At 62.5% G+C, this 24874-nt stretch carries 24 protein-coding genes; 11 read left to right on the forward strand and 13 right to left on the reverse strand.

The window, feature by feature from the left end; all coding sequences use genetic code 11:
• Positions 1–65 precede the first annotated feature (65 nt).
• From LPB072_RS06275 to LPB072_RS06320, 10 genes are all read left to right on the forward strand, one after another.
• Positions 66–1022: a LysR family transcriptional regulator gene (locus LPB072_RS06275; protein WP_066092849.1), complete on the forward strand. Its 957-nt coding sequence runs from the start codon at positions 66–68 to the stop codon at positions 1020–1022.
• Positions 1023–1039: 17 nt separating this feature from the next.
• The gene (locus tag LPB072_RS06280) at positions 1040–2590 is read left to right on the forward strand and encodes an ABC transporter ATP-binding protein (RefSeq protein WP_066092852.1); all 1551 of its coding nucleotides are present in this window, start codon (positions 1040–1042) and stop codon (positions 2588–2590) included.
• Entirely contained in the window at positions 2577–3632 is a 1056-nt protein-coding gene (locus LPB072_RS06285; protein WP_066092855.1) for an ABC transporter permease, read from the forward strand. The genes LPB072_RS06280 and LPB072_RS06285 overlap by 14 nt, the downstream gene beginning before the upstream one ends.
• Before the next feature lie 111 nt (positions 3633–3743).
• A complete protein-coding gene (locus tag LPB072_RS06290) occupies positions 3744–4664 on the forward strand; it encodes an ABC transporter permease (protein WP_066092858.1) in 921 nt (306 codons plus the stop codon).
• Between the two features lie 123 nt (positions 4665–4787).
• On the forward strand, positions 4788–5933 hold the full coding sequence (locus LPB072_RS06295; RefSeq protein WP_066092861.1) for a BMP family ABC transporter substrate-binding protein: 1146 nt from the start codon (positions 4788–4790) through the stop codon (positions 5931–5933).
• A gap of 197 nt (positions 5934–6130) precedes the next feature.
• Positions 6131–7183 (forward strand): aromatic ring-hydroxylating oxygenase subunit alpha, encoded by a 1053-nt coding sequence (locus LPB072_RS06300; RefSeq protein WP_066092864.1) that lies wholly within the window; start codon positions 6131–6133, stop codon positions 7181–7183.
• Positions 7184–7270: 87 nt separating this feature from the next.
• Positions 7271–8278 carry an adenosine deaminase gene (locus LPB072_RS06305; protein ID WP_082877071.1) on the forward strand — a complete coding sequence of 336 codons (1008 nt, stop codon included), beginning with the start codon at positions 7271–7273 and terminating at the stop codon, positions 8276–8278.
• 41 nt (positions 8279–8319) lie between these two features.
• Complete coding sequence (locus LPB072_RS06310) at positions 8320–9975, forward strand: ATP-binding protein (RefSeq protein ID WP_082877026.1); 1656 nt, start codon at positions 8320–8322, stop codon at positions 9973–9975.
• Positions 9972–10676, forward strand: coding sequence for a winged helix-turn-helix domain-containing protein (locus LPB072_RS06315; RefSeq protein ID WP_082877027.1), 705 nt, complete (start codon positions 9972–9974; stop codon positions 10674–10676). Before LPB072_RS06310 ends, LPB072_RS06315 begins: the two co-directional genes overlap by 4 nt.
• Before the next feature lie 162 nt (positions 10677–10838).
• Positions 10839–11816: a 2OG-Fe(II) oxygenase gene (locus LPB072_RS06320; RefSeq protein WP_082877028.1), complete on the forward strand. Its 978-nt coding sequence runs from the start codon at positions 10839–10841 to the stop codon at positions 11814–11816.
• 90 nt (positions 11817–11906) lie between these two features.
• Here LPB072_RS06320 and LPB072_RS06325 read toward each other — a convergent pair whose 3' ends face one another.
• The 12 genes from LPB072_RS06325 to LPB072_RS06380 all read right to left on the reverse strand — a co-directional run bounded on the left by LPB072_RS06325 (position 11907) and on the right by LPB072_RS06380 (position 22650).
• A complete protein-coding gene (locus LPB072_RS06325) occupies positions 11907–12485 on the reverse strand; it encodes a glutathione peroxidase (protein WP_066092870.1) in 579 nt (192 codons plus the stop codon).
• 45 nt (positions 12486–12530) lie between these two features.
• On the reverse strand, positions 12531–13526 hold the full coding sequence (lhpI, locus tag LPB072_RS06330; RefSeq protein WP_066092873.1) for a bifunctional Delta(1)-pyrroline-2-carboxylate/Delta(1)-piperideine-2-carboxylate reductase: 996 nt from the start codon (positions 13524–13526) through the stop codon (positions 12531–12533).
• A 121-nt stretch (positions 13527–13647) separates the two neighbouring features.
• On the reverse strand, positions 13648–13986 hold the full coding sequence (locus LPB072_RS06335) for a DUF4405 domain-containing protein (protein WP_066092876.1): 339 nt from the start codon (positions 13984–13986) through the stop codon (positions 13648–13650).
• Positions 13987–14036: 50 nt separating this feature from the next.
• Positions 14037–15335, reverse strand: coding sequence for a sensor histidine kinase (locus LPB072_RS06340; protein WP_066092879.1), 1299 nt, complete (start codon positions 15333–15335; stop codon positions 14037–14039).
• The gene (locus LPB072_RS06345) at positions 15316–15990 is read right to left on the reverse strand and encodes a response regulator transcription factor (RefSeq protein ID WP_066092882.1); all 675 of its coding nucleotides are present in this window, start codon (positions 15988–15990) and stop codon (positions 15316–15318) included. The genes LPB072_RS06340 and LPB072_RS06345 overlap by 20 nt, the downstream gene beginning before the upstream one ends.
• 15 nt (positions 15991–16005) lie before the next feature.
• Positions 16006–16785, reverse strand: a complete 780-nt coding sequence (locus tag LPB072_RS06350) for a MipA/OmpV family protein (protein WP_066093589.1) — start codon at positions 16783–16785, stop codon at positions 16006–16008.
• Positions 16786–16940: 155 nt separating this feature from the next.
• Positions 16941–17327, reverse strand: a complete 387-nt coding sequence (locus LPB072_RS06355; RefSeq protein WP_066092885.1) for a hypothetical protein — start codon at positions 17325–17327, stop codon at positions 16941–16943.
• 8 nt (positions 17328–17335) lie between these two features.
• Positions 17336–18067 carry an ABC transporter ATP-binding protein gene (locus LPB072_RS06360; RefSeq protein ID WP_197508914.1) on the reverse strand — a complete coding sequence of 244 codons (732 nt, stop codon included), beginning with the start codon at positions 18065–18067 and terminating at the stop codon, positions 17336–17338.
• Positions 18064–19254 (reverse strand): ABC transporter permease, encoded by a 1191-nt coding sequence (locus LPB072_RS06365; protein ID WP_066092888.1) that lies wholly within the window; start codon positions 19252–19254, stop codon positions 18064–18066. The genes LPB072_RS06360 and LPB072_RS06365 overlap by 4 nt, the downstream gene beginning before the upstream one ends.
• Positions 19251–20453 (reverse strand): efflux RND transporter periplasmic adaptor subunit, encoded by a 1203-nt coding sequence (locus LPB072_RS06370; RefSeq protein WP_066092891.1) that lies wholly within the window; start codon positions 20451–20453, stop codon positions 19251–19253. Before LPB072_RS06370 ends, LPB072_RS06365 begins: the two co-directional genes overlap by 4 nt.
• 54 nt (positions 20454–20507) lie before the next feature.
• Positions 20508–21116, reverse strand: a complete 609-nt coding sequence (locus tag LPB072_RS06375) for a TetR/AcrR family transcriptional regulator (RefSeq protein WP_066092895.1) — start codon at positions 21114–21116, stop codon at positions 20508–20510.
• A 316-nt stretch (positions 21117–21432) separates the two neighbouring features.
• Positions 21433–22650 (reverse strand): MFS transporter, encoded by a 1218-nt coding sequence (locus LPB072_RS06380; RefSeq protein WP_082877030.1) that lies wholly within the window; start codon positions 22648–22650, stop codon positions 21433–21435.
• 354 nt (positions 22651–23004) lie between these two features.
• On the opposite strand from LPB072_RS06380, the gene LPB072_RS06385 reads away from it, so the two are divergent.
• Complete coding sequence (locus LPB072_RS06385; protein WP_231943448.1) at positions 23005–24069, forward strand: DMT family transporter; 1065 nt, start codon at positions 23005–23007, stop codon at positions 24067–24069.
• Between the two features lie 89 nt (positions 24070–24158).
• On the opposite strand, the gene LPB072_RS06390 is transcribed toward LPB072_RS06385, so the two are convergent.
• On the reverse strand, positions 24159–24590 hold the full coding sequence (locus tag LPB072_RS06390) for a hypothetical protein (RefSeq protein ID WP_066092901.1): 432 nt from the start codon (positions 24588–24590) through the stop codon (positions 24159–24161).
• Between the last annotated feature and the right edge of the window lie 284 nt (positions 24591–24874).

Here is a 24874-nt window from a genome sequence, read left to right on the forward strand (position 1 = left end):
ACAACATATGCTCTACCGTATGGGCAAAATGTTCTCCTCGCCATTTTCGTATATGCCAGGGTGATATGAAATACATGTCAATGTTCGACAAAATTGACTTGCACCTGATTCGCGTGCTGCACACGGTCCTGACCGAGCGCAGCGTATCGCGTGCTGCACTGCGCCTGGGCATGTACCAGCCTGCGGTGAGTGCGGCGCTGAAGCGGCTGCGTGAGCTGGCTGGTGATCCCTTATTGGTGCGTTCGGGTTCGGGAATGGTGCCCACCGAGGCGGGACTGCGCATGGTGGAGCCTGCCGCCCACATCTTGCGGTCGGCCGAAATGCTGTTCTCGGACGCCCGCAGTTTTGACCCGGCTGCCACTGCCCATACCTTCAGTCTGGCCGCAAGTGATTACCTTGATCCCGTTTTTCTGCCCCAGCTGGTGGCCCAGCTCAAATCGCAGGCACCCGGGTGCAGGATCGACATCTTTCCATTGTCGGCCGATGCCGACTACCGCCACCAGCTGGCACAGGGTCAGGTCGATGTGGTGATCGGCAACTGGCTCAAGCCCCCCGATGATTTGCATTTGGGACGCCTCTTTGGCGACGAGGTGGTGAGCCTGGTGGCCAACCACCATCCGTCGGTCAAGCGTGGCTGGGATACGGAAGCCTGGCTGGCGGTGGACCATATCGCTCCCATGCCGACCCATCCTGGCGCGCGGGGTGTGATCGACGATCACCTGGCGAGCCAGGGCCTGATGCGCAATGTGGTGGCGCGATGCCCCCATTTCGGCCAGATCCCGGCCATGGTGGCCGAGAGCCTGCTGGTGTTGACCACCGGGCGCCACTACTGCGAACGGTTTCTTGACCATTTGCCGGTTCAGATTTTGCCCTGCCCGGTGCAGTTTCCCCGCATGATGTATTACCAGTTGTGGCACGAGCGCACCCATTCGTCGGCCGCTGGCCGCTGGTTGCGCGAGCAAATCAAGGCTGTTGCCGCCGCACTGCGCAAAGCCGACCCCGAAGCCTTTGCCGCTGCCTGAACCTGAAAGCCGCCTGCATGACCACGCCAAGACTTCAACTCACCAAGATCACCAAGCGCTACCCCGGTGTGATCGCCAACCAGGCGGTCTCCCTGCAGGTCATGCCGGGCGAGATCCATGCCGTGCTGGGCGAAAACGGGGCGGGCAAATCGACGCTGATGAAAATCATCTATGGCTCGGTCAAACCCGACGAGGGTACGGTGGCGTTCAATGGGCGCGAAGTGCATGTGCGCAACCCGCAAGAGGCGCGGGCCCTGGGCATCAGCATGGTGTTTCAACACTTCAGTCTGTTCGAGACGCTCACCGTGGCGGAAAACGTGTGGCTTGGGCTGGACAAGTCGCTGAGCCTGCCCGAGGTGAGCGCGAGCATCACCGGAAAAGCCGCAGAGTATGGGCTCGACATCGACCCTGCACGCCCGGTGCACACGCTTTCGGTGGGTGAAATGCAGCGGGTGGAAATCATCCGGGCCCTGCTCACAGGTCCCCAGCTTTTGATCCTCGACGAACCCACCTCGGTGCTCACGCCGCAAGCGGTTGACAAGCTCTTTGTCGTCTTGCGCAAGCTGGCCTCGGAAGGCTGCAGCATTCTCTACATCAGTCACAAGCTGCACGAAATTCGCGCACTGTGCAACGCCTGTACGGTGCTGCGTGGAGGCAAGGTCACCGGTGTTTGTGACCCAAGGCAAGAGAGCAATGCCTCGCTTTCGCGCCTGATGATCGGGGCCGAGCCCGCCGCGCTGGAAGTGCGCGAGGTGAAGACGGGAGCGGTGGTGCTCAATGTGCAGCGTTTGAGCATGACCAGTGGCGACCCGTTCGGCACCGATCTGCATGCAATCGCGTTAAGCGTACGCGCGGGAGAGGTGGTGGGCATTGCCGGGGTATCGGGCAACGGCCAAAGCGAACTGTTGTTTGCGCTCTCTGGCGAAGACCGGGGGGCACCCGTGGGCAGTATTCAGGTAGGCGGCAAGGAGGCTTCTCAACTGTCGCCAGGCAAGCGGCGCAAACTGGGGTTGCACTTTGTGCCAGAAGAGCGCCTGGGGCGCGGCGCAGTGCCCACGCTTTCATTGGCGCAAAACTTGTTGCTCACCCGGCGCGATGCCGTGGGTGCAGGTGGCTGGCTGGGCCTCAAGACGCTCAAAGCGCAAGCGGTGGAAATCATCGGGCAATACAACGTCAAGGCCAATGGGCCAGCCGCTGCGGCCAAATCGCTCTCTGGGGGCAATTTGCAGAAATTCATTGTGGGGCGCGAAATTGAGGCCAAACCCACGTTGCTTATCGTGAGTCAGCCCACCTGGGGTGTTGATGTGGGTGCTTCTGCGCAGATTCGCGGTGAAATGCTGGCCCTGCGCGATGCGGGTTGCGCGGTGCTGGTGGTGAGCGAAGAGCTAGACGAACTGTTTGAGATTTGCGATCGCATGCATGTGATCGCCAAAGGGCGCCTGTCGCCCAGCCTTGACAGGGCAGACGCCACCATCGAGAAGATTGGTGAATGGATGTCGGGCTTGTGGGATGACGCGCCAGACCATCATGGAAACCAGGTAAAGGAGCGCGTCGATGCTGCGACTTGAAGTTCGTCCCCAGCCTTCCGTTCGCTGGGGCTATGCCTCGCCGGTGCTCGCGCTAGCGATCACCGTGTTGATCGGTGTGATGCTGTTCGTGATGCTGGGCAAGGATCCGGTGCGTGGTCTGGAGGTGTTTTTCTGGGAACCGATCAAGAGCGCATATGCCTTGTCTGAGCTGATGGTCAAGGCCACGCCGCTGCTCATCATTGCACTGGGCCTGGCGGTGTGCTTTCGATCCAACGTGTGGAACATTGGCGCGGAAGGGCAATACGTGATCGGGGCCATCTGCGCTTCGGGCGTGGCCCTGATGGCCGGGCCAGACACCAGCCGCTGGATCGTGGTGGCCATCGTCCTGGCGGGTGTGGCCGGCGGTATGGTGTGGGCAGGCATCACGGCGCTGCTGCGCGACCGTTTCAACGCCAATGAAATTCTGGTCAGCCTGATGCTGGTGTATGTGGCAATCCAGGTATTGAACTACCTGGTGTACGGCCCCTGGAAAGACCCGAACGGCTACAACTTTCCCCAGTCCAAAACGTTCGAAGCGGTCACCCAGGTCCCCAAACTGATGCAAGGCTCCCGCATCAACGTCGGTCTACTGCTGGCACTGGCCGGTGTGGGCGCGGTGTGGGTGTTTTTGTTTCGCACCTATGCGGGCTTCGCCCAGGTTGTCGGCGGCCTGGCGCCGGCCGCTGCGCGGTACGCCGGATTTTCATCGCGCAGTGCCTTGTGGATCGCTCTGTTGACATCGGGTGGGGCAGCGGGACTGGCGGCTTCGCTGGAGGTCGCCGGGCCGATTGGCCAGCTCACGCCCTATGTTCCCGTGGGCTACGGCTTCGCCGCCATCATCGTGGCTTTTGTGGGCCGGCTGAATCCGGTCGGTATTGTGTTTTCGGCGATTCTGATGAGCATGTTTTACATCGGCGGCGAGCTGGCGCAATCGCGCCTTGGCTTGCCCAAATCGATCACGGGCGTCTTCCAGGGCCTGTTGCTGTTTGCCTTGCTGGCTTGCGACACGATGATCGCCTATCGAATTGTCTGGAAGAAATGAACGCTCCCATGCTCCACCGCTGTGCGGGTCGCTGCCCCCCAAGGGGGCTGGTCTGGCCCGGGACCGTTTCATCGCTTGATCTGAGTGCGTCCAACAAGGAAGGTATCTGACATGGAATCCATTGCACTTCTGATCGGCGCTTCGCTCAATGCGGGCACTGTTCTGGCCATCGCTTCGCTCGGCCTGTTGATCAACGAAAAATCGGGCATCGTCAACCTGGGGGCCGAAGGCATGATGCTGTGCGCGGCGCTGGCTGGCTTTGCGGTCACGGTGAAAACCGGCAGCACCCTGGCCGGTTTTGGTGCAGGCATGGCTGTGGGGGCCCTGCTGGCGGGCGTCTTTGGCGTGCTCGTGATCTGGCTCAACACCAACCAATACGCCACCGGCCTGGCGCTCACCCTGTTTGGCGCCGGCTTCTCCGCTTTTGCGGGTACCGGCTTTGTGAAGGCCCAGTTGCCTGCGTCGCTTGACTACACCTTGCCGGTGCTGTCTGACTTGCCGGTGCTCGGCCCAATGCTGTTTCGCCACCATCCCATGGTCTATGTGTGCGTGGCGCTGACGTTTGGCCTGATCTGGTTTTTGTACCGGACCCGTGCCGGTCTGGTGCTGCGCAGCGTGGGTGAAAGCCCGGAGTCGGCGCATGCGCTGGGTTACCCGGTGCGCCGCATCCGCTTGATGGCGGTGATGGCCGGTGGCGCTCTGTGCGGGCTGGCGGGCGCCTATGTGTCGGTGGTGTACACGCCGCTGTGGGTTGAGGGCATGACGGCCGGCAAAGGCTGGATTGCGCTGGCGCTCACCACCTTCGCCACCTGGCGTCCGGCCCGTGTATTGCTGGGTGCCTATCTGTTTGGCTTTGTCACCATGCTGCAGTTTCACCTGCAAGGTGCGGGCGTCAACGTGCCGAGCCAGTTCTTGACCATGATGCCGTACCTCGCCACCATCGTGGTCCTCGTCCTGATTTCGCGCAACCCGACCTGGATCCGAATCAATATGCCCAGCTCGATTGGAAAGCCTTTCTATCCAGGATCATGACCACGGGCCCCGAAGTCGCACGGCTGCGCGGACCCGTTTTCATCTCCGTTGTTCGGGCCCCTTTCGGTTAGATAATTCACTGTTCGCCCTTTTCATTCACCCACTCTCCAACAAGAGGATTCCATGACAGATTTGAACAAACGTTCCCTGATCAAGGCTGCTGCGCTGAGCGCACTGGCCAGTGCTGCGCTGATGGGCTGCGGCAAAAAGGATGAGGCGCCTGCGGAGCCTGCGCCTGCAGCGGCTGTTGCTGAAGCGCCCAAGGCTGAGCCGATGAAAATCGCGTTTGCCTACATTGGCCCTGTGGGCGATGGCGGCTGGACGTTCGCGCACGACAACGCGCGCAAAGCGGTGGAAGCCGAATTTGGCGACAAGATCGTCACCAGCTTCGTCGAAGGGGTGCCTGAAGGTCCGGACTCCGAACGTGTTCTGCGTGACATGGCGTCCCAAGGCAACAAGATGGTGTTCGGCACCACGTTTGGCTACATGGAGCCCATGCTCAAAGTGGCCGCCGACTTCCCCGATGTGAAGTTTGAGCACGCCACTGGCTACAAAACCGCGGCCAACATGCGCACCTACGACAGCCGTACCTACGAAGGCGCGTACATGGCTGGCGTGATCGCCGGCTCCATGACCAAGACCAACACATTGGGCGTGGTGGCATCGGTGCCAATTCCTGAGGTGATCCGCAACATCAACAGCTTCACCCTGGGCGCGCAATCGGTCAATCCCAAGATCTCGACCAAAGTGGTCTGGGTGAACGCCTGGTTCGATCCACCGAAAGAAACCGAAGCCGCCACGTCGCTGATCAACGGCGGCGCCGACATCCTGTTCCAGAACACCGATTCGCCGGCCGTGCTCAAGACGGCTGAGGAAAAGGGCAAGCGCGCGTTCGGCTGGGATTCCGACATGACCGCCTATGGCCCCAAGGCTCACCTGGGTTCGGCCGTCATCAACTGGGCGCCTTACTACAAGAAGGCCGTGGGTGATGCATTGAACGGCACCTGGACCACCGGCGGCATCTGGTGGGGCGTGAAAGAAGGCGCGATCGACATGGTGTCCATCGCCGAAGACGTGCCGGCTGAAGCCAAAGCCAAGGTGGACGAGGTCAAGGCCGGCCTGAAAGACGGCAGTTTCTCCATCTGGAAGGGCCCGATCTTGGGTCAGGATGGCAAGGAAGTGCTGGCCGATGGCGCCGTCGCAGATGATGCCTTCCTCGGTGGCGTGAAGTTCTATGTCAAGGGCGTTGAAGGCAACGTGCCTAACTGAGCCCACTCCTGCGCCGCGCCTTTGGCGCGTCACCCCCTCAAGGGGGCGGCACTGGCAGGCTGGCAAAGCCGGACCTGCGGTGCCCTGGGTTGACTTCCCTTCGTTGGCTTGCTTGATGAGTCTGCGAAGGGCTTAGAAAAAAGCCGCTGCGGTTGCAGCGGCTTTTTTCTTGGACGAACTGCGTAGAGAATGTGGTCATGATCGAGAAACAAATTTGGCATCCTGTGGTGGCGTCCAGCCAGGTGCGTGATGCGCCGCTCGGCGTTCATCTGCTGGGTGAATCGCTGGTGTTGTGGCGCGAGCCGGCGCACGATGGCGGGCAAGGCGTGGTCCATGCCTGGGCTGATCGTTGCCCGCATCGAGGCGCCAAGCTGTCATTGGGTCGGGTGCTTCACCATTTGCGGGGCGCTCGGCTGGAATGTCCGTATCACGGCTGGCAGTTCGCAGGTGATGCGGCGGCGGTGCAGTCCGGTTCGGCTTGCGCACGTTGTGTGCATGTACCCGCAGCGCCCGAGTTCGTGGCGCCAGCGGGTCACGCGGCCACCCCGTATGAGGCGCGCGAAGCTTCTGGCCTTGTGTGGGTGCGCCTGATGCGCCCCGAGGGCAACCTGCCTGAGGCGCTCGGTGAGCCGCCTGCGTTTGAACCCTGGCAAGACAGCGAGTGGCGCCAACTGGTGTGTGGGCCTTATGAGGTGAACACCAGCGCGCCGCGGCTGATTGAGAATTTTCTTGATCTGAGCCATTTCGGTTTTGTGCATGAGGGCTGGCTGGGCGCTCGCAGCCATGCGCAGGTCGAGACTGGCCAGGTGGAGGAGAGCGAAGCCGGGTTGCAGGCCAACGCATGCAAAGCCTGGCAGCCAAGAGGCTATGCTGGTGCAGACGGTGGCGCCTGGGTGAATTACCGTTACACCGTGCCCCATCCTTTTTCGGCCATCTTGCGCAAAGACGCGGCCGACGCAGACCCGGTGAGCAATGCGATTGCCTTGTTCATTCGGCCCGACAGTTCTGACCGTTGCACAGCATGGTTCGCCATGGCCACGCTGGGCGATCTTGCCGACGACGAAGATCTGCGCGAGTTTCAAGACACGGTGTTTGCACAAGACCGACCGGTGGTTGAATCGCAAACGCCCAAACAGTTGCCGATTGGGCGGTTTGATATGGGCAAAGAGGTGCACAGCCCGGCCGATCGCATGTCAAGCGCCTACCGTCGTTACCTGACCCGCCTGGGTGTCACCTGGGGAACCTGCTGAGGACCGGACACGACATCATTGCGCCACCGACCGATGCCTCATTCAAACGGGCAACCGATCCAAACCAACAACCTATCTGAAATGACCATGACCCCCGCAGAGCTCGCACGAGCCATCCCCAAAGCCGAACTGCATATCCATATCGAGGGCTCGCTGGAGCCCGAGCTGATCTTTGCGCTCGCCAAACGCAACGGCGTGGTGCTGCCCTACGCCAGTGTGGAAGCGCTGCGCGCTGCCTATGCGTTCACTGATTTGCAGAGTTTTCTCGATATCTACTATGCAGGCGCCAGCGTGTTGTTGAAGGAGGCCGACTTTTACGACATGGCCTGGGCCTACTTCGAGCGCGCCAAGGCCGACAACGTCGTGCATACCGAGCTGTTTTTTGATCCGCAAACCCACACCACGCGTGGCGTGCCCATGGCCACGGTGATTCAGGGTTTGTCGCGCGCCTGCCTCGACGCCAAAGAAAAACTGGGGGTCAGCGCCTTGCTCATCTTGTGTTTCCTTCGCCACCTCAGCGAAGACGACGCCATCGCCACGCTGGAGGCCGCATTGCCTTACCGCGAACACTTCATTGGCGTTGGGCTGGATTCCAGCGAACTCGGTCACCCGCCCGAGAAGTTCGAGCGAGTGTTTGCACGTTGCCGCGAGCTTGGCTTGAAACTGGTCGCCCACGCAGGCGAAGAGGGGCCGCCGGAATACATGTGGCAGGCCATCGACCTGCTGAAGGTGCATCGCATCGACCATGGCGTGGCCTGTCTGCAAGACCCTCTGCTGATGGCAGAGCTTGCCCATACGCGATTGCCGCTCACGGTTTGTCCTCTGTCCAATCTGAAGCTGTGCGTGGTGAACGACTTGCGCGATCATCCGTTGAAGAAGATGCTTGACGCCGGGTTGTGTGTGACGGTCAACTCCGACGACCCCGCCTATTTTGGCGGCTACATGAACACCAATTTCGTGCAAACCACAGAGGCGCTGGGCCTGTCGCGTGACGAGGTCATCACACTGGCGCGCAACAGTTTTGAGGCGGCCTTCATTGATGCAGATCGACGACAGGTGCTGATGCGTGAGCTGGGCAAGGCCGCGGCCGCCTGAGGCGTTAGACGCCTCGCTTGTAGCCGCTCACCTGCCAAGCCATGAACGAGATCAGCGAAATCGCTGCCCAGATCGCCAGCGGTGGTGAGCCTGAGGTGCCCAACTGGCGGAATGCCTTGGCCTGGGTGGTGTCCGGCTCGGTAGGGCGTCACGGGCCGATCCAAACCCGTCCCTGGATCGGTGGTCTGGTGTGGCTGGTGGCCTGGCTGGTCATGTGGGTTGCCAACGGGCATACCGATGTGCTCAACCTCACCATGGTGGCGGTGATGGCATCGGCCTTGTCGGCGTTGTGGCTGCCACCTTTGTGGGCGCTGGTGAGCAGCCTGGTGTCGGGCGTGGTGTTTAACTATGAGTTCGTGTCACCGCGCGGAGAGTTTGCCCTGGCACTCGATCAACACCACGTGTTTTTGTTGCTCACGGTGGTCGGCTTGAGCTGGATCATTGCCTGGCTGACAGCGCAGCAACGCCAGTTGGCCGTCGACGAGCGAATCTATGCGCTGCGCGCCGAGCAACTGCAAGGGTTGGGAGAAAAGCTTCGGGATGCAGACGATCCGCGTGGTTATGCTGCCGCTCTGCAAAAGGACCTGTCGGTCCTGGTGGGGCAGGCGGTGAGCGTTTGGGTCGCGCCGCTGGCGGTCGACTCCAGTGATCAGGGGGCCTGGCTGGGTGAGGTTGGGGGTTCGATTCGCGCCCAGCTGGAGGCCGCGGCGGGCAAGATCAAGCAACATGCAGGCAGCGAAATCCCTGTCATGGCTGCGGAAATCCCCGCGTGGTACCTGCCCATGCGCGGCAAGAGCGCAAGCTTCGGGGCTGTTCGCCTGCCGGTACCCGCCAATGTTCATGCGTTGTCTTTGCGCAGCCACGCGCAGGCCATGTGCGATCAGCTGGGCCTGGCTCTGGAGCGCTTTTCCGCCATGCGCACCGCCGCATTGACGGAAAAAAATGTCCATGAGCAGCGACTCAGAAACACACTGCTCACTGCCATTTCACACGATTACCGAACCCCACTGGCCACGATCCTGGGGTCTGCCACTTCGTTGAAAGACCAGGCGGACCGGTTGAGTGAGCAGCAACGCCGCCACTTGCTTGGCGTGATCGTCGATGAGGCCGAGCAGCTGGCCCGGGTCACCAGCAACACGTTGCAACTCGCCCGGCTTGATTCGCCAGGGTTGAACCTGAACCTGGACTGGGAGTCGGCAGAGGAAATCGTTGGCGCAGTCCTGCGCAGGGCCCGCCAGCGCGATGCCCGCCGGGCCATTGTTGCGCGGGTAGACGGGTCGATACCACTTTTGTGGTGTGACGCCGTGTTGCTGGCCCAGATGCTGGACAACCTGGTGGACAACGCGTTCAGACACGGTGGCAGCGCCGTGCCGGTCGAAATCGTGGCCACCGGCGAAGGCGCGAGCCTCTTGCTGGCCGTGCGAGATCGCGGTCATGGCGTTCCCGAGGCCTGGCGCGCGAAGGTATTTGAGATGTTCGAGCGCGTTGACCAGCCAGGCGACACCACCTTGTTGAGTGAACAGGGCGTGCGGCGGGGCGCGGGCCTGGGTTTGGCGGTCTGTCGCACCATTGCGCGGGTGCACGGCGGCGAACTCACCCTGAGCGCCCGTGCAGGTGGCGGCTGCAGTCTTGAGTGCCGCCTGCCCATGGGTAAACCGCCTGCCGTTTTCACCGCGTCTGGATGGGGTGCCGCATGAGCTTGCAGGTTTTGTTGGTGGAAGACGACCGCGAACTGCGGGCTACCCTGAGTGCGGCTTTGCAAGTTGAGGGCTACCGGGTGGCGGCGGCCGCCAGCCTGGCGGATGCCAGGGCGGTTCTGGCACACGGCGCCGAGCGTGGCAAGTTCGATCTTGTGCTGCTGGATCTCGGCTTGCCAGATGGGGATGGCGAGACACTCTTGGGTGTCCTGCGTGCAGAGCAGCGCGCGCCAGTGATCGTCATTTCAGCCCGACACACAGACGATCCCAAGATTCGGCTGCTGGATGCTGGCGCGGACGACTACCTGGTCAAGCCCTTCAGCGTGGGGGAGATGCTGGCACGCATGCGTGTGGCCCTGCGCCACAAAGGGCGCCAGACGTTGCCCGCTGTCACCCGGTATGCCCACGACGGCCTGGAGGTGGATGTCGAGGCCCATCGGGTTCGTCTGCATGGGCAGACCGTTCATCTCACGCCCACCGAGTTCAAGCTGCTGGCGCGTTTGATGCGACATCCGGGACAGGTGGTTACCCACCGCCAACTGCTGGTGGAGGTGTGGGGCGAAGAATTCACTACACACACCCACTACCTGCGCTTGTATATGGGGCAGCTGCGGGCCAAACTGGAAAACGATCCCGCCGATCCTCACCGCCTGCTGACCGAGCCGGGTGTGGGGTATTGCCTGGTCGAGTCAGAGCCCTGAAGGCGCTCCTTCTCTTGCGCACACTGGGCTGCTTGCATCACCACAAGGGGTGCTACTTAAGTTGCAATTCCGCCACACGGCAGGGTCTTTTGAGGCCATCCTTATGCTTTCCTAACGTGGTGATCGGTAGCCTTGCGCATTCGTTTTGGAGGAAATGACTGCATGAATACCACCACCCTGGACAGGCCGCAGGCCTTTGGATCAGCGACGGCCTTTGTGGACGGTTTGTTGGGCGCTGCGCCCGTCGATGCTCCAGAGGCTTCGGTCTCCTTGCCTGCGCCGGCCCATGTTGCCCGGCCCAACCTGCTGGACAACCGTTTTGTTTTTGACGATCCCAGGTATGAAACGCTGGCCGCTGAAAATGCCAAGCGGTACCAGGCAGGCTCGCCTTTTCCCCACATTTACCTTGACAACTTTCTGCCGCCGGATGTGGCAGAAGCGGTGCTGGCCGAGTTTCCGCAGCCCGGTGCAATCGATTGGCACAACTACAACCGCCAGACCGAAATCAAGCTGGTCTGCGCCAATGAAAAACAATTCGGGCCCGTGACCCGCAACATGTTTTACCAATTTCATTCGCTGCCGTTTCTGCGCTTCCTGGAAAAGATCACCGGCATTCCCGATCTGATTCCCGATCCTTTGTTGCGCGGCGGTGGTCTGCACCAGATTCGCCGTGGCGGCTTGCTCAAGTTGCATGCCGATTTCAACAAACACGACAGCACCTTTCTGGACCGCCGCATCAACATCCTGCTGTACCTCAACAAAGACTGGAAAGAGGAGTACGGTGGGCAGCTGGAGCTGTGGGACAAAGACGCCAAGTTCTGTGGCGACAAAATCTTGCCGATCTTCAACCGACTGGCGATTTTTTCGACCACCAGTGAGTCGTTTCACGGGCACCCAGATGCCTTGAATTGTCCGGAAGACATGACCAGGAAATCGCTTGCCCTGTACTACTACACCAACGGTAGACCCAAGAGCGAAGACGGGGGCACCCACACCACCATTTTCAAAGAGCGGCCTGAAGAGCAGTTCAGAGGCTTCCTCTGGCGCGTTTCACAAGATGTTTTGCCACCCATGATGTTCCGCAGCCTGCGCCGACTGCGTGAGCGCTATTTCAGCAAGACCATCCAGAAACGCGGCTGACGCCGCGCGCCGGACAACCCACGGAGCTTGTCGGTTTGCCTGAACCGCTTCCCGTGGTTGGCCAGGTTTTTCTCCTGCCCGCCCGATTTTTCAGTTCAACGCACTCTCAATGGCAGAGGCGATTTCGCCGCTGCCAGGTGCCATTGCGCTGGGGAAACTGCGCACCGTGGTGCCGTCACGCGCGATCAGGTATTTGTGAAAATTCCACGCGGGTGCCACCTGGGTTGACTTGAACAGCTGTGCATACAGCGGCGCGCGTTGCGGTCCGACCACGGCGACCTTGCTGAACATGGGGAATTTCACCCCATAGGTGTTGAAACACAGATCGGCAATCTGCTTGGCATTGCCGGGTTCCTGCTGGCCAAAGTCATTGGAAGGAAACCCCAGCACCACCAGACCACGCTTGTGGTACTTGGCATACAGGGCTTCCAGGCCTTCGTACTGGTTGGTGTAACCACAGTAGCTCGCCGTGTTCACCACCATCACCACTTTGCCCGCGTACTGACACAGACTCTGGGGCGCTTCGTCTTGCAGGCGCGGAAACTGGTGGTTCAGCAAGGCCGGGCATGCGGCTGCGGTTTGACGGGTCTGTGCCCAGGCACCGGGCGCCGCCAAGCCTGCGGTCAGGGCGGCCGCAGCGAGGGGCATGAGAAAAATCGAGCGGTTCATGCACGCATTTTGGGACGCTTGCCAAACCCCTTGTGCGAAGGGGGGTCAAAGACGCTCAATGGGGGCCCGTTTGCCGGCCGATGGCGTTCCGGTTTCATAAACCAGCACCGCTGCGGCCAGGTCTTCCAGTGCCGTTCCAACCGACTTGAATACCGTGCGTTCAACGTTGTTCTTGCGCCCCGTTGCCACGCCCTTGGACAGGGTGGTCAGTGTGCCGCGCACATCGTCTGCCCGCAAAACACCGTGTTGAATCGGAATCAACAGGTCACCGCTTTTCTGCAACGCCTCTTCGGTATCCACAAACAACCGGGCCTCTTGAAAACAGGCATCGTCTGCTTCGCGCATCGAGGGGGTGAAGCTGCCGATCAGGTCGAGGTGAGAGCCCGGTTGCAACCAGGCGCCGCGCACCAGGGCTTCGTTGGACAGCGTGGCGCAACTCACAATATCGGCTTCGCCACAGGCCACAGAAAGATGGCTCACCGGTGCAGCCTCGAAGCCTTGCTGTTGCAAAGTCGTGGCCAGGGCCTGCGCCTCGCTTGCGCGGCGTGCCCACACGCTGACCCGCTTGATCTTGCGCACAGCCCTGTAGGCCTCAGGCAACAAGCTGGCCACCCGGCCCGCGCCGACCAGGAGCAGGTGCTCTGAATCTTCGCGGGCGGTGTAGGAAGCTGCCAGCGCCGAAGCGCCTGCGGTGCGCCGGGCGGTGATTTCGTCACCATCAATCTGGGCCAGGGGAACGCCGGTGCGCCCGTCGAACAGGAGATAGGTGCTGTGCAACCCTGGCAAGCCGCGCTTGGCATTGCCCGGCGCAATGTTCACAATTTTGACGCCGTAATAGCGCCCGGCTGTCCAGGCCGGCATGATCAGCGAGGTGATTCGGCGGCCGGCTGCGTCCATACCGGCTTCGCCAATGGGACTCAGTATTTCATGGACATGGCGGGCAGGGACTTCACAACCCCCCGCGAAACGCTCCCGCAGCGCGGAGATCAATCGGTCAAAGGGCAGGGCGGCTCGTGTGGATTCGGCATCAAAAAATTGCATCACCCAATGGTAATCGGCTCACACGGTGTTTCCAGTCGCGCAAAAGCCAGAACAGTGGTGCAAAAACTGCCCACCAGCGCTTGCAGTTGAAAACGGCACCACCAAGCGCAGCAGGCGAACCCTATCGGCTTTCGGCTTGTGCCGCCGCTTCATCCATTTGCTGTGCGAGATCTGGTGGCACCTGGTTGTTGATGGCCACGCCGTACAACACGACCAGAAGCACCACCAGCACACTTCCCACCCAGGCAGCAGCGCGGTTTTTCATGTGGTTGAGCAAGCCTTTGTAGTTGAAGCTCAGGTGGGCCACGACCGAGATGATCATGATCAGCCCGAACAGCTTGTGCACAGGGTGCATCTGGATGGTGAACGAGGGCTTTTCGATCACGAACATCATCAGTCCCGAGCTGGACATCGCCAGGAAAGAGACAAACAGCGCAATGGCGGCGAATTTTCGGAGCATTTGGATCCTTTGTGGCGGGCAGGTAAGAAACAACTTCAGGCGAAAGGGGTTCAGTTGAATTGCAGCATGAACTCGGTGCCGGGTTCAAGTCTGTGCACCGACAACTGCCAGGCGTGCGATACAGCGATCTCTTTGCAGATGGCAAGTCCCAGTCCGGCCCCTTCGTGGCGCCGGTCCGGGTTGCGCCAGAAGCGCTCAAACACAAGCGGCAGGTGGTCGGGTGCGATGCCTGGCCCGGTATCGCGAACGGTCAGTGAGTTCGTGCCCAGAGTGATCGTCACCGTGCTGCCCTCGGGCGCGAACTTCAGTGCATTCTCGAGAAGATTTTTCAGCAGCACAAAAAGCGCCATGCGATCGCCTTGCGTACAGACGCGGGAATCGTCGAAATTCAGAACTGTCCGGATGCCGAGTTTCTCCGCCAGAGGACTCAGGAATGTCAGCACCTCCTGCGCCAAGCGCAGAAGATGGATGGTTTCGAATTTGAAATTGCTCGCGTCACTGACTTCTGTCAACAGCAGCAATTGTTGTACCTGTCTTGCGAGGTGGTCTACGTCATCGAGCAACTGTTCGGTTTGCCCGGTACCACCCATTTCAATCTGTCCGCGCAAGAGCGCCAGCGGTGTTTTCAGCTCATGGGCAGCGTCTGCCAGGAAGCGTTGCTGGTTGCGAAAACCCGCCTCCAGGCGGTCCAGGGCCTGGTTGAATGCGTGGACCAGGGGTTGGATTTCGCTGGGCAAATGCTTGTCGCTCAAGCGGGATTCGAGCGATTGCGGGCCGATCTTCGTGGCTTGGTGCGATGCATTTTTCAGCGGGCGCAACAGGCGCTGAACCGTGAAAACCAGCACCAGACCGAGCAACAGAATCGACCAACCCACCATGGCCAATGCGCCGCTTTCCATGTGTTTCGTGGAATGGGCTGTGATCAACGCCATCAGGCGGTGGCTGATGCTGACCGTGACTTTCCAGGTGGTCCCCTCGTGATCGCGGTAAACCGTCTGGACATACATCTCGGGCATGGCATTGCTGGAAGCGGACTTGACGGATGGAGACGCCAGATGCACCCGGCCCGACAAGTCGGCCACCTGGTACGACAGGTCCAGCGGCAGCGCCTCGGGCAGCCATGTCAGGTCGCCTTGCAGGTCAACCCGAACCGGCTCACCCTGTGCGTCAAACACCATGGCTTTGCTGATCGCCTGGGTGGCTTCCTGCGCTTTGTGAGCACCCAGATTGTTCAGCAGCAGCCAGAACGAAGCACCCAGCACCCCCAGCGTCAACAACCAGGCGGCCAGGTAGGTCGCCAGCAGCTTGACGGTGAGGCTCTGGCGCCACTCAGCTTTCAACCACGGCATAGCCGACCCCACGGATGTTGTTGATCAACAGGGTCGATCCCAAATGTTCGAGTTTGCGCCGCAGCCGGTGCAAGGCAACGTCCAGCGCATTGGCTGTCACGGCTTCTTGTGCGCCCCAGGCAGCAGCCTCTAAAGCGCCGCGCCGAACCGGCGCTCCCTCGTTTTTGAACAGTGTCAGCATGATCTGCATTTCTGTTCGAGGCAATGCACACGTCGCGCTTTGGCAGACCATGAGCCCTTGCTCGGGCAGGAGTTGCACGTCGCCCCACGTGGGGCTCAACGCCACCTGTTGCTGAGGGCGCCGCAACAGTGCGCGAACGCGCGCCACCAGCTCTGCCATAGGAAAAGGTTTGCTCAGGTAGTCATCGGCACCCGCCTCGAGCCCGTCCACCCGGTCGTGCAAGGCGTCGCGGGCGGTCAGAATCAGGCAGGGCGTGAACCGCTGAGCCGCCCGCAGCCGGCGAACCAGGTCCAGACCGTCGCCGTCGGGCAGGCCACGGTCGATGATCACGGCGGCGTAGTCCACGGCATGCAACGCGGCCCACGCCGCGCTGGCGCGCTCAACAACATCACATGCCAGGCCTGCGCCTTCAAGCGCCTGGCGCACCAGTGCGGCGAGACGGGTGTGATCTTCCAGCAGGAGTACGCGGTGCATCGGCAGCGAGGCGGTTCAGAACTGGTGCACGTAGGCCACGAACACGGTCGATACGCCGCTGCGGTCCACCAGTGGGCTGTTTTTGATGCCCGAACCGAGGAAGGTGTGCTTGAGGTCCATCATCACCATGTGCCCAGGCGCCAGGTTGGTTTTCAGTCGCAGCCCCAGTTCGGTGTTCACTGTTGAGGTGCCTGTGTAGGTGGCCCGTCCGGCTTTCGCTTCGCCTGCGTCCACGCCGTAGTAGTAGTCAACATAAGAACTGTCGAGCCAGGTCAGGGCGAGGTGGGGTTCCAGACGCATGCGGCTGCCCAGCCCAAAACCCTTGGCGGCTTCCAGTTCGAGTTGCTGTCCACCGCTGCGGTTCGATGCATCGCCCAGCACTCTGGCGGACAATTCGGCCCAAGGCGTGTCCCACTTCGCTTTTGCGCCCAGCCAGAAGCCGTCTTTGCGCTCGGCCATGCCCTGCAGCTCAGCGGCATCGCTGGCTTTGTAGCCATTGTCGGCGTACTTGGCCGTCAGCGCGAAAGACACCGGGCCGGCGGACGGCAGTTTGAGGTCCAGATTGGGGCCAAACAAGCGCACATGGCGGTTGTCAATCATGAGCATCGGAACCACCTCGGTCTTGGTGCCCACGCCGCGGTAGGACGAGGCTTCACTGACCACCCCCAGGCCCAATCCCATGTGAGAACCCTCGCCCTCATCGTGGTCGGGACCGTCTGCCCAGGCTGGGGCTGCTGCAAGGCCAAGTGCAAGGGTGGAGGCGCAAAGCAGGGGAAAGCGAAGCGTAGAGCTCATGGGGAAAACATTCTTGGTGAATCGGGCGCCCATGCTAGTTTGCCCTGACTTACCCAATGTTTACTGAGCCAAGCCAATGCGCCTGTCCGGGTATCCGTTGCAGCGAGTGCGCCTTTCAGACCGCTTCTGTTGCCTGGCACCTCTTCAGCGTCGCCTTAACCGCGATGTTCGGGGCGCCCTGTCAATGCGACCACGGCGACCCAGAAGCCCAGCCGAAGCACCAGTGCACCCACGGTGCGCGCTTCAAAACCACCGCCATTCCATGCATGCAGGCCAAAGGCCGCGGCCACCAGCGACGTACCGATGACCAGTGCCCAGGCTAAAGAACGCGCCCAGGGCTGGCGAAGCCACAGTCCCAGCCCCGCCAACAGGTAGACAAAGCCCGCGAGGAAGTTGAACCACAAGACAAAACCCACCGCCTGGCCCACCGCCGCTCGGGCTTCAGCGTCGCCGAACAGGGCTTGGCCACCGCTGAACAGGGTGAGGGCGCCAAACACCACCGCAACGGCTGCCAGAGGCTTGTAGAAACGCATGCTGGCCATTTTTTCTCCTATTCCAAAGCCCGTCCTTCGCCCGCCTCTTCCACCGTTTCGCCATCACGGATGTGGTAAATCCGCTTGAAGGTGGGAATGATTTTTTCATCGTGCGTCACCACGATGATCGCGGTCTGTGCCTGTCGCGCCATCTGGTTGAGGATGCGCATCACGCCCAGGGCCCGCTCGCTGTCCAGGGGCGCCGTGGGTTCGTCGGCCAGGATCACCGGTGGCTTGTTCGCCAGCGCCCGTGCGATCGAAACCCGCTGTTGCTCACCCCCTGAGAGTTGCGAAGGCTCGGCCCTGGCTCGGTGTTGAACGTCCAGCGCCTTGAGCAATTCCAATGCACGTTCTCTCGCCTTGCCGTTCGGCAGGCCGGCCAGCATCGGCAGCAGCGCCACGTTGTCTGTCACGTCGAGAAACGGAATCAGGTAGGGCGCCTGGAAGACGAAGCCGATGCGGTCGCGCCGCAGCTCGCGCAGATCTTTTACCTTCCATCCGTTGTCGTAAATCACGTCGCTGCCCAGCGTCATCTTGCCGCTGGTGGGCTCGATGATGGCGCCCAGGCATTTGAGCAGCGTGCTCTTGCCCGAACCCGAAGGGCCCACCAGGCCCACCACTTCGCCCGGGCTGACCCGCATGTTCACGTGTTTCAGCGCTTCAACCGCTGTGTCACCGCTGCCGTACACCTTGCGCAGGCCTTCGATCAGGATGCCGCCGGGTTGCGTTTGGGGGTTCATGGTGTTCATCCGATCGCCTCGCCTGGGTCGACCTTGAGCGCCACGCGGATCGCCAGCGTGCTGGCAAGGGCGCAAATCACCATCGTCACCGCAAAGCCGGTGATGGCATCTCCCGGCATCAGCAACACGTATTTGGGAAACGCAGGCCCCCAGGCCGTGGCCGCGATCTTGCCTACCGCGAAACCGATCAGGCCCAGGCCCAGTGCCTGCTGCAGGATCATGCCGGCGATGGTGCGGTCGCGGGTGCCGATGAGCTTCAGCACCGCGATCTCGCGCAGCTTGCCCATGGTCATGGTGTAAATGATGAAGGCCACAATCGCCGCGCTCACGATGGCCAGAATGACCAGAAACATGCCGATCTGCTTGGCCGAATTGGCGATCAGCTTGACCACCAGAATGTCTTCCATGCCCGCCTTGGTGTAGACGCTCACATGTTTCCAGCGCCGTATCGGCTCGGCCACCGATTCTGCGTCCATGCCTGGCGCGATCCGCACCAGGACAGCGTTCACGTTGCGGCTGCTGGTCTGCAGGTTTTGCACCGCTTCCAGCAAGCCCGGCACGCCGGGTTTGTTGAACGCCGGGTTGGCGGCGGTGCGCGCCCTGTCGTTCACGATGGCGTCGTTGTCTTTCAGAAACTGTGCTTCCTGCGCGTCCTTGATCGACACAAAAATCATCGGGTCACCACCAGATGACACCGCGCGCTGGGTGAGCCCCACCACCGTATAGGTATGGCGCCGAATGCCGATCTCATCGCCCAGCGAAAAACCGGTTTTTACATCGGCCACTGCCTCGTAGTGGCTGCGCGTGGGCTGCCGACCAGCCACCAGGTAGCTCGGAGCCCCTGGCTGGCCCGGTTCCATGCCCACCAGCATCGCCCGCACGTCTTTCTCACCATGGCTCACCTGCAAGGTGAAATACGCCACATTCGCCGCTGCCGCCACACCTGGCATGCCGCGCACGCTCTTCACCACATCGTCTTTGATGCTCGACGATTCGGCGTACGGCCCCTGGGTGTCTTTTTGCACCACCCACAGGTCGGCACCGCTGTTGTTCAGCAACGCATGGGCGTCGTCCACCATGCCGCGGTACACGCCCGCCATCGTCAGCGTCACGCCGATCAACAACCCCAGGCCCAGCCCGGTCAACACGTACTTGCTCCACCCGTGGAGGATGTCGCGTCCGGCCAGGCTGATCACTTGGCCGCCCCTTGCAGTTGCTCCACCACCTGTATGCGGGTGTCGGCGCTCAAGGCCTTGGCGCTGTACATCACCACCGTGTCGCCGTGGCTCAAAGCATCGGCCTCGACCGGTATCACCTGCACCATGCCGTCCAGACTGTTGGCGCCCACTTGCAGTGCCACAAAGGTCAGCGCGCCATCTTTCAACAGCCACACGCCGCTGCTGCCTTCAAAGCTTTGCAGGGCTGCGTTGGGCAGAAGCAGGCCCTCTTCGGTGGGCTGCAGCTGCAACGTCACCTCGGCCATCTCGCCCACGGAAATACCGGGTGGCACCACATCAAACGCGACCTGCGCCAGCCGCTCTTCTGTCACCGCATCGGCCAGCGGCTCCACGCGCGCCACCTTGCCCGCAAAGCTTTCGCCTGGCCGTGAGCGCAGTGCAATGCGCGCCACCAGGCCTGGCGCCAGACCCGCCGAGCGCCCCTGGTCCACCCGAAGCTTCACCCACAGGCTGCTCGGGTCGATCAGCTTCACCACCGCTTGCCCCGCCACCACGGTGCTGCCCGCTTCGGCGTCGCGGCTCGACACGATCGCCGCCGCAGGCGCCACCAGTTTCAGGCTGCCGCGCTGCTCGGCCAGTGCCGCGCGCTCGGCGCGAATGCGGTTGATGTCTTGTGCGGTCGCGTCCAGATTGGCCATCGCGCTTTGCAGGCCTGCGTTGGCTGAGGCCATTTCTTGGGTGCGCGCTTCCAGTGCCCCTGCACTGATGAAGTTTTGGCGCGCAAGATCTTCATTGCGTTTCAGGTTGGCCTGGGCCAGGGCGTGTTTGGCCTGGGCATCGGCCAGTTGGGCCTGGGCCGCAGCGCGTCCGCTTTGCCCGCGTGCCAAGGAAGCGTCCAGCGCGGCCAGGCGCTGGTCCAGATCCACCGCATCCATCTCGGCCAAAGCCTGCCCCGGTGCGACCACATCACCCACGTCCACCTTCACGGCCAAGACCCGCCCCGGCGTCGTCGGCCCGACCATCCAGCTGCGCCGGGCCTCCACCTGACCAATGCCAAACACCTCGGGCGATACGCGGCCCTGGGTGACCTGCGTGGTCTGCACATTCACCGGCGCCAGCGGCCCCGTGCGCAGTGCGACCCAGGCCAGCGCCCCGAGCAGCGCCAGGGCCATGGCGCCCAGAAGAAATCGGCGCTGGATGTTGGCAGAGGGTTTCATGGTGTGTCGTTGTCCGATGAAAAGAGAAGAAGAATAGGAGAGGGTGCGGGTGGCTCAGGCGCTAAGCCCGGCGCGCAAGAGTTGAAACACCCGCGGTGCCTGCGTCCGCATCGCGGCAACATCGCCGCTCATCAGCGCCTGCATCACCAAACCCTGAACAGCGCCCATCAACACCACGGTCGCCGTCTGCGGGTCAACGCTTTGTGCGATCAAGCCTTCGGCTTGCCCTCGTTTCAGCAACTTCACCAACAGCATCCGGTAAGCCTGCATCAGCTGGCGCACATTCGCTTTGAGTGCCGTGTCTTGCGGCCTTTGCAGCTCTTGAAACACCAGGCGTGGCAGCCCAGGGTGCTCGATCACGAATTCCACGTGCGCATCAAACACCGCTTCCAAAGCGTGGAGCCCGTTGGTGGCGTGAGGCGCTGCCGCCGAGAGCAGTCGCGCGAGCAGGCGCTCACTGGCGTCGTCGAGCACAGCCAGCCAGATCGCCTCTTTGCTCTCAAAGTGGCGGAATACCGCGCCCTGCGTCACGCCAATCGCCTGCGCCAGCTGTGCGGTGGTCACCTCCGCCGGACTGCGCTCAGCGGCCAGCGCCAGCGCCGCTGCGATGAGGCTGGCCTGGCGAGCTTCGGTGGGCTGTTTGGAGGCGGATTTGACGGGCATGCCCAATAATGTAATTGAGTAATTACTTATATTCAAGCGGCATTGCCCAATAACCCCAAACATTGCAGTGCAAGCAGAGGTCGACGGAGCGCCCGGGCCTGTAGGGGCGCTCCGCGGTCGGCTTTTATTTTGACAACGAGCCGGAGACTGGTGGGCGGCGCAACCGCGCAGCTCTGAGCGCTGCCCAGGCAATCAGGACAGCAGAGGCCGGCAAGGCGCAGCGATGCGGTCGTCGCTGGACGGCGTCAGGTGCACCGCAACGCCAGGGGCACTGAAAGAGTCGAGCCGTTCAAAGGAAGCCGCTCGAACCCGTCCCTCAGGGCGCTTTCACCGCCGCTTGTGGCCCCTGCGCCTGCATCAAAAGCGGCAACCTGGGCAGCCAGCGGAAGGCGGTCGAGCCGAGCGCGAGCAGCGCGGCGATGGTGATCATCACGGCGCGGTAGGGCTCGATGCCTTGCGCCTGCGCCCAGTCGGCCACATGGCCGGTGAGCCATTGCACCAAGCCCACGCCGAGGAACATCGCCATGGTGAACACCGAGAGCGCGCGCCCGGTCAGGTCGGGCGCATAGGAGGAGCGCACGTCGGAATACTGGAGCACCGAGTAGCCCGAGAGCACCGAAATGCCCACCACCAGCGCGATGTTGAGCTCGGCGTGGTGCGTCAGCCCCACGCCGAGGTAGAGCGCGGAGACCAGCAGGGAGAAGTTCACCACCCAGGTGCGCCGGCGCGCCGGGCCGGGATCGAAGCGTCCAAACAGGGCCGGGCTGAACAGGGAAATCAGCGACATCACGAGGGCCATGTTGCCGCTCTGGACCAGGGTGAAGCCGTAGCGGTCGATCAGCATCGGGCCGATCCACAGGCCCCTGAGGGCGAGGAAGGCGGCGTAGGCGACCATGCCAAGCAGCATGATGCCCAGCGTGTGCGGCAGCAGGAATAGCGCGCCAAAGCGTCGCACGGCGGCGCCCCAGCGCTCGCGCTTGGGCGCTTCGCCGCCCATGGCCGGCTCGTGCACCTGGCGCCAGATCAGCAACCAGGCCAGCACCGACAGCGCCGCGAGCAACACGAAGCCGCCGCGCCAGCCCCAGCGCTCGACCAGCCAGGCCAGGGGCGTGCCGGTGAGCAGCAGGCCGATGCCGCCAATGCCCAGGCCGATGCCCGAGACGAAGGCGAAGCGCGAGCTGGGGAAATGCCGCGAGATGAACATGGTGCAGGCGAGGAAGGCCGGCGCGCAGCCCACGCCGATCAGCAACTGGCCGAGCATCAGCCAGCCGTAGTTGGGGGCCAACGCCGACAAGGTGGCCCCGGCCACGGCGAGCGGGAAGACGCTGAGCACGGTGCGTCGCAGGCCATAGAGGTCCATGCCGATGCCCATGACGAATTGCGCGACGCCGAAAGACAGGGCGAAGAGCCCGGCGAAGGTGCCCAGCGAGCCGGCGCTGAGGCCAAAGTCGCTTTGCAGGTCGGTGGCCATGATGGCGGTGACCGTGCGGTAGGCCTGGCTGAGAGCGAAGGCCGTCAGCAGCGCCAGCAGCATGGCCCAGAGGGTGGCTTGCGAGGGAGATGGCGGCGGTGAGGCGGGCCGGGTGTTGGGGGAGGACACGTAGAAGGGCAATCGGGTGAAGGGCGCGGCAAGGCCGGGCGAAGGCCGCAGCTTACCTGCCGCAGGCCGCGGTGGCTGTCACGCCAGCAGCTTGGTGAACGTTGCTGTTGCGGCCTGGGAATAGCGTTCCCGACGCTTGCCGTGTGTTGTTTCGTCAGTCGGCGCTCTGGTGCCTGAGAAAATGCCTTGCGCGCCCAGTGGGCCGGAAACTTCCGGCGGTGCGCCACAGGCAGGCGCAAACTGACGAGGCCGGTACGGCCACCCTGACCCAACCAAGGATCAACAGCTTTGCTCAAAAGACATTTGTCCGATTGGCGTTCCCCCACCGTTCGAGGTGGCGCGCTGGCCTTGTTGGCCGCAGCCCTGTTTGGCCTGAGCACGCCGCTGGTGCAACGCTTTGGCCAGGGGCTGGGGCCGTTTGCCACGGCGGCCCTGTTGTATGCCGGGGCCGCGCTGGTGGCGCTGTTGCAGCGCCATGGTGCAGAGGTGGAAGCGCCGCTGCGCCGCAGCGACATGCCACGCCTGCTGGCCATGGTGGCTTCGGGTGCGGTGATCGGGCCGGTGGCGCTGGCCTGGGGCTTGCAGCGCACCAGTGGCACCAGCGCTTCATTGCTGCTCACGCTGGAGGCGGTGTTCACGGCGGTGCTGGCCTGGCGCTGGTATGGCGAAGTATTGGATGGGCGCGTCAAAACGGCGGTGGCTTTGTTGCTGGCCGGTGGGGCGCTGCTGGTTCTCGATCAGGGGCTGTCAGGCCAGGTGCAACTGCTGGGTCTGCTGGCCGTGGCGGTGGCGACGGTGGCCTGGGGTCTGGACAACACGCTCTCGCGCGGCGTGGCCGACCGCGATCCGGGGCAGGTGGTGGTGGTGAAGGCGGCGCTGGGCGCGGCGGTGACCACGGCGCTGGCCTTGGCCTGGGGTGAGGCGCGGCCACCGTGGCCAGCGGCGCTTGCTTTGCTGGGGGTTGGCGCAACCGGCTACGGTCTGAGCCTGCGTTTCTACCTCCTGGCGCAACGGTATTTTGGCGCGGCGCGCACCGGCTCGGTGTTCGCTTTTGCCCCGTTCATCGGCGCGGTGGGGGCTTTTGCACTGGGGGAGCGCTCGGCGAGCCTGCTGCTTTTGGCCGGTGGTGTGCTGATGGTGGGCGGGGTGCTGGTTCATCTGTCTGAAGACCATGTGCATGCCCATGACCACAGGGCGCTGGACCACGAACACGCCCACACCCACAACGACGGTCACCACGATCACCCTCACGACGTGATGCCCAAGGGGTCACACAGCCACGCACACCACCACAGCCCTTTGCGCCATAGCCACCCGCACGCGCCAGATCTGCACCACCAGCATCGCCACTAGCGAGCCGGTTCCCAGAGGCCGATCCAGGCGCCTGTGGCCACCGTGGATGCCGCGCTTCTTGCAGGCCAGTCAGGTTGGCCTGCACCCGCTCAGGCGGCCTTTTCGAAGACCGAGGCGTTGGCTTGTTCGCCAAACGGGGTGGGTTGCTGTTGCTGGGTCATCCAGCCGCGCAGGATCAACGGCATCTCGTCCCAGTACAGCTGACCGGCCACGATGGGCGACACACCGGGGCCGAAGCGCTCCTGGAAGGTGCACACCGCGGCGGTCGGAATGCATCGGCTGATCAGGCGCTCCAGTGAGTGGGAGCCTGCGTCTTGCAGATCGGTGTCGAGCAAGGCAAGGTCGATGCGGTGCATCAGCGCGAGCTGTGTGGCCTGGGTGGGCACAGGGGTCCAGAGCAGGCGAGGCTTGTTGGCCCAGGTGGCGGTGATCGCCTGGAGCTCGCGAAAGTGTTCGCTGTGCTGAGCCACCAGCAAGATGGTGATGGGGTGAAGGGCTTCGGTGTTGGAGGCGGTGATCATGGGGAGCATCCTTTGCAGGGGGTGTTTGCTGACCGCTGTTGTTTGGCGGCATGGTGCAACTTTGCCTGTGGTGTGCCCTTTGCGCTGTAGGGAAACCTGGACAGGTATTGCACGGGAAACCCGCTGCCTGCCCGTTTTCCGGGCGCAGCCCCCTGCGGGGGTGTTCACAATTCCCGCGACGCCCGTTTTGGGTCGAACCCTTGTGGGCCGTGGCTTTGCCTTGGAATTCGCGCCTCACGCCTCATCCCGCAAAAGCCACGCCGCGCACTGCGCGGGTTTTGAAC

Source organism: Hydrogenophaga crassostreae, assembly GCF_001761385.1.
In the GTDB taxonomy this organism is placed as follows: Bacteria; Pseudomonadota; Gammaproteobacteria; order Burkholderiales; family Burkholderiaceae_C; genus Hydrogenophaga; species Hydrogenophaga crassostreae.

Coding starts and splice junctions, on each gene's coding strand:
- LPB072_RS06275 (WP_066092849.1), top strand. CDS start 66: ATGAAATACATGTCAATGTTCGACAAAATTGACTTGCACCTGATTCGC.
- LPB072_RS06280 (WP_066092852.1), top strand. CDS start 1,040: ATGACCACGCCAAGACTTCAACTCACCAAGATCACCAAGCGCTACCCC.
- LPB072_RS06285 (WP_066092855.1), top strand. CDS start 2,577: ATGCTGCGACTTGAAGTTCGTCCCCAGCCTTCCGTTCGCTGGGGCTAT.
- LPB072_RS06290 (WP_066092858.1), top strand. CDS start 3,744: ATGGAATCCATTGCACTTCTGATCGGCGCTTCGCTCAATGCGGGCACT.
- LPB072_RS06295 (WP_066092861.1), top strand. CDS start 4,788: ATGACAGATTTGAACAAACGTTCCCTGATCAAGGCTGCTGCGCTGAGC.
- LPB072_RS06300 (WP_066092864.1), top strand. CDS start 6,131: ATGATCGAGAAACAAATTTGGCATCCTGTGGTGGCGTCCAGCCAGGTG.
- LPB072_RS06305 (WP_082877071.1), top strand. CDS start 7,271: ATGACCCCCGCAGAGCTCGCACGAGCCATCCCCAAAGCCGAACTGCAT.
- LPB072_RS06310 (WP_082877026.1), top strand. CDS start 8,320: ATGAACGAGATCAGCGAAATCGCTGCCCAGATCGCCAGCGGTGGTGAG.
- LPB072_RS06315 (WP_082877027.1), top strand. CDS start 9,972: ATGAGCTTGCAGGTTTTGTTGGTGGAAGACGACCGCGAACTGCGGGCT.
- LPB072_RS06320 (WP_082877028.1), top strand. CDS start 10,839: ATGAATACCACCACCCTGGACAGGCCGCAGGCCTTTGGATCAGCGACG.
- LPB072_RS06325 (WP_066092870.1), bottom strand. CDS start 12,485: ATGAACCGCTCGATTTTTCTCATGCCCCTCGCTGCGGCCGCCCTGACC.
- lhpI (WP_066092873.1), bottom strand. CDS start 13,526: ATGCAATTTTTTGATGCCGAATCCACACGAGCCGCCCTGCCCTTTGAC.
- LPB072_RS06335 (WP_066092876.1), bottom strand. CDS start 13,986: ATGCTCCGAAAATTCGCCGCCATTGCGCTGTTTGTCTCTTTCCTGGCG.
- LPB072_RS06340 (WP_066092879.1), bottom strand. CDS start 15,335: ATGCCGTGGTTGAAAGCTGAGTGGCGCCAGAGCCTCACCGTCAAGCTG.
- LPB072_RS06345 (WP_066092882.1), bottom strand. CDS start 15,990: ATGCACCGCGTACTCCTGCTGGAAGATCACACCCGTCTCGCCGCACTG.
- LPB072_RS06350 (WP_066093589.1), bottom strand. CDS start 16,785: ATGAGCTCTACGCTTCGCTTTCCCCTGCTTTGCGCCTCCACCCTTGCA.
- LPB072_RS06355 (WP_066092885.1), bottom strand. CDS start 17,327: ATGGCCAGCATGCGTTTCTACAAGCCTCTGGCAGCCGTTGCGGTGGTG.
- LPB072_RS06360 (WP_197508914.1), bottom strand. CDS start 18,067: ATGAACACCATGAACCCCCAAACGCAACCCGGCGGCATCCTGATCGAA.
- LPB072_RS06370 (WP_066092891.1), bottom strand. CDS start 20,453: ATGAAACCCTCTGCCAACATCCAGCGCCGATTTCTTCTGGGCGCCATG.
- LPB072_RS06375 (WP_066092895.1), bottom strand. CDS start 21,116: ATGCCCGTCAAATCCGCCTCCAAACAGCCCACCGAAGCTCGCCAGGCC.
- LPB072_RS06380 (WP_082877030.1), bottom strand. CDS start 22,650: ATGCTGCTGGCGCTGCTGACGGCCTTCGCTCTCAGCCAGGCCTACCGC.
- LPB072_RS06390 (WP_066092901.1), bottom strand. CDS start 24,590: ATGATCACCGCCTCCAACACCGAAGCCCTTCACCCCATCACCATCTTG.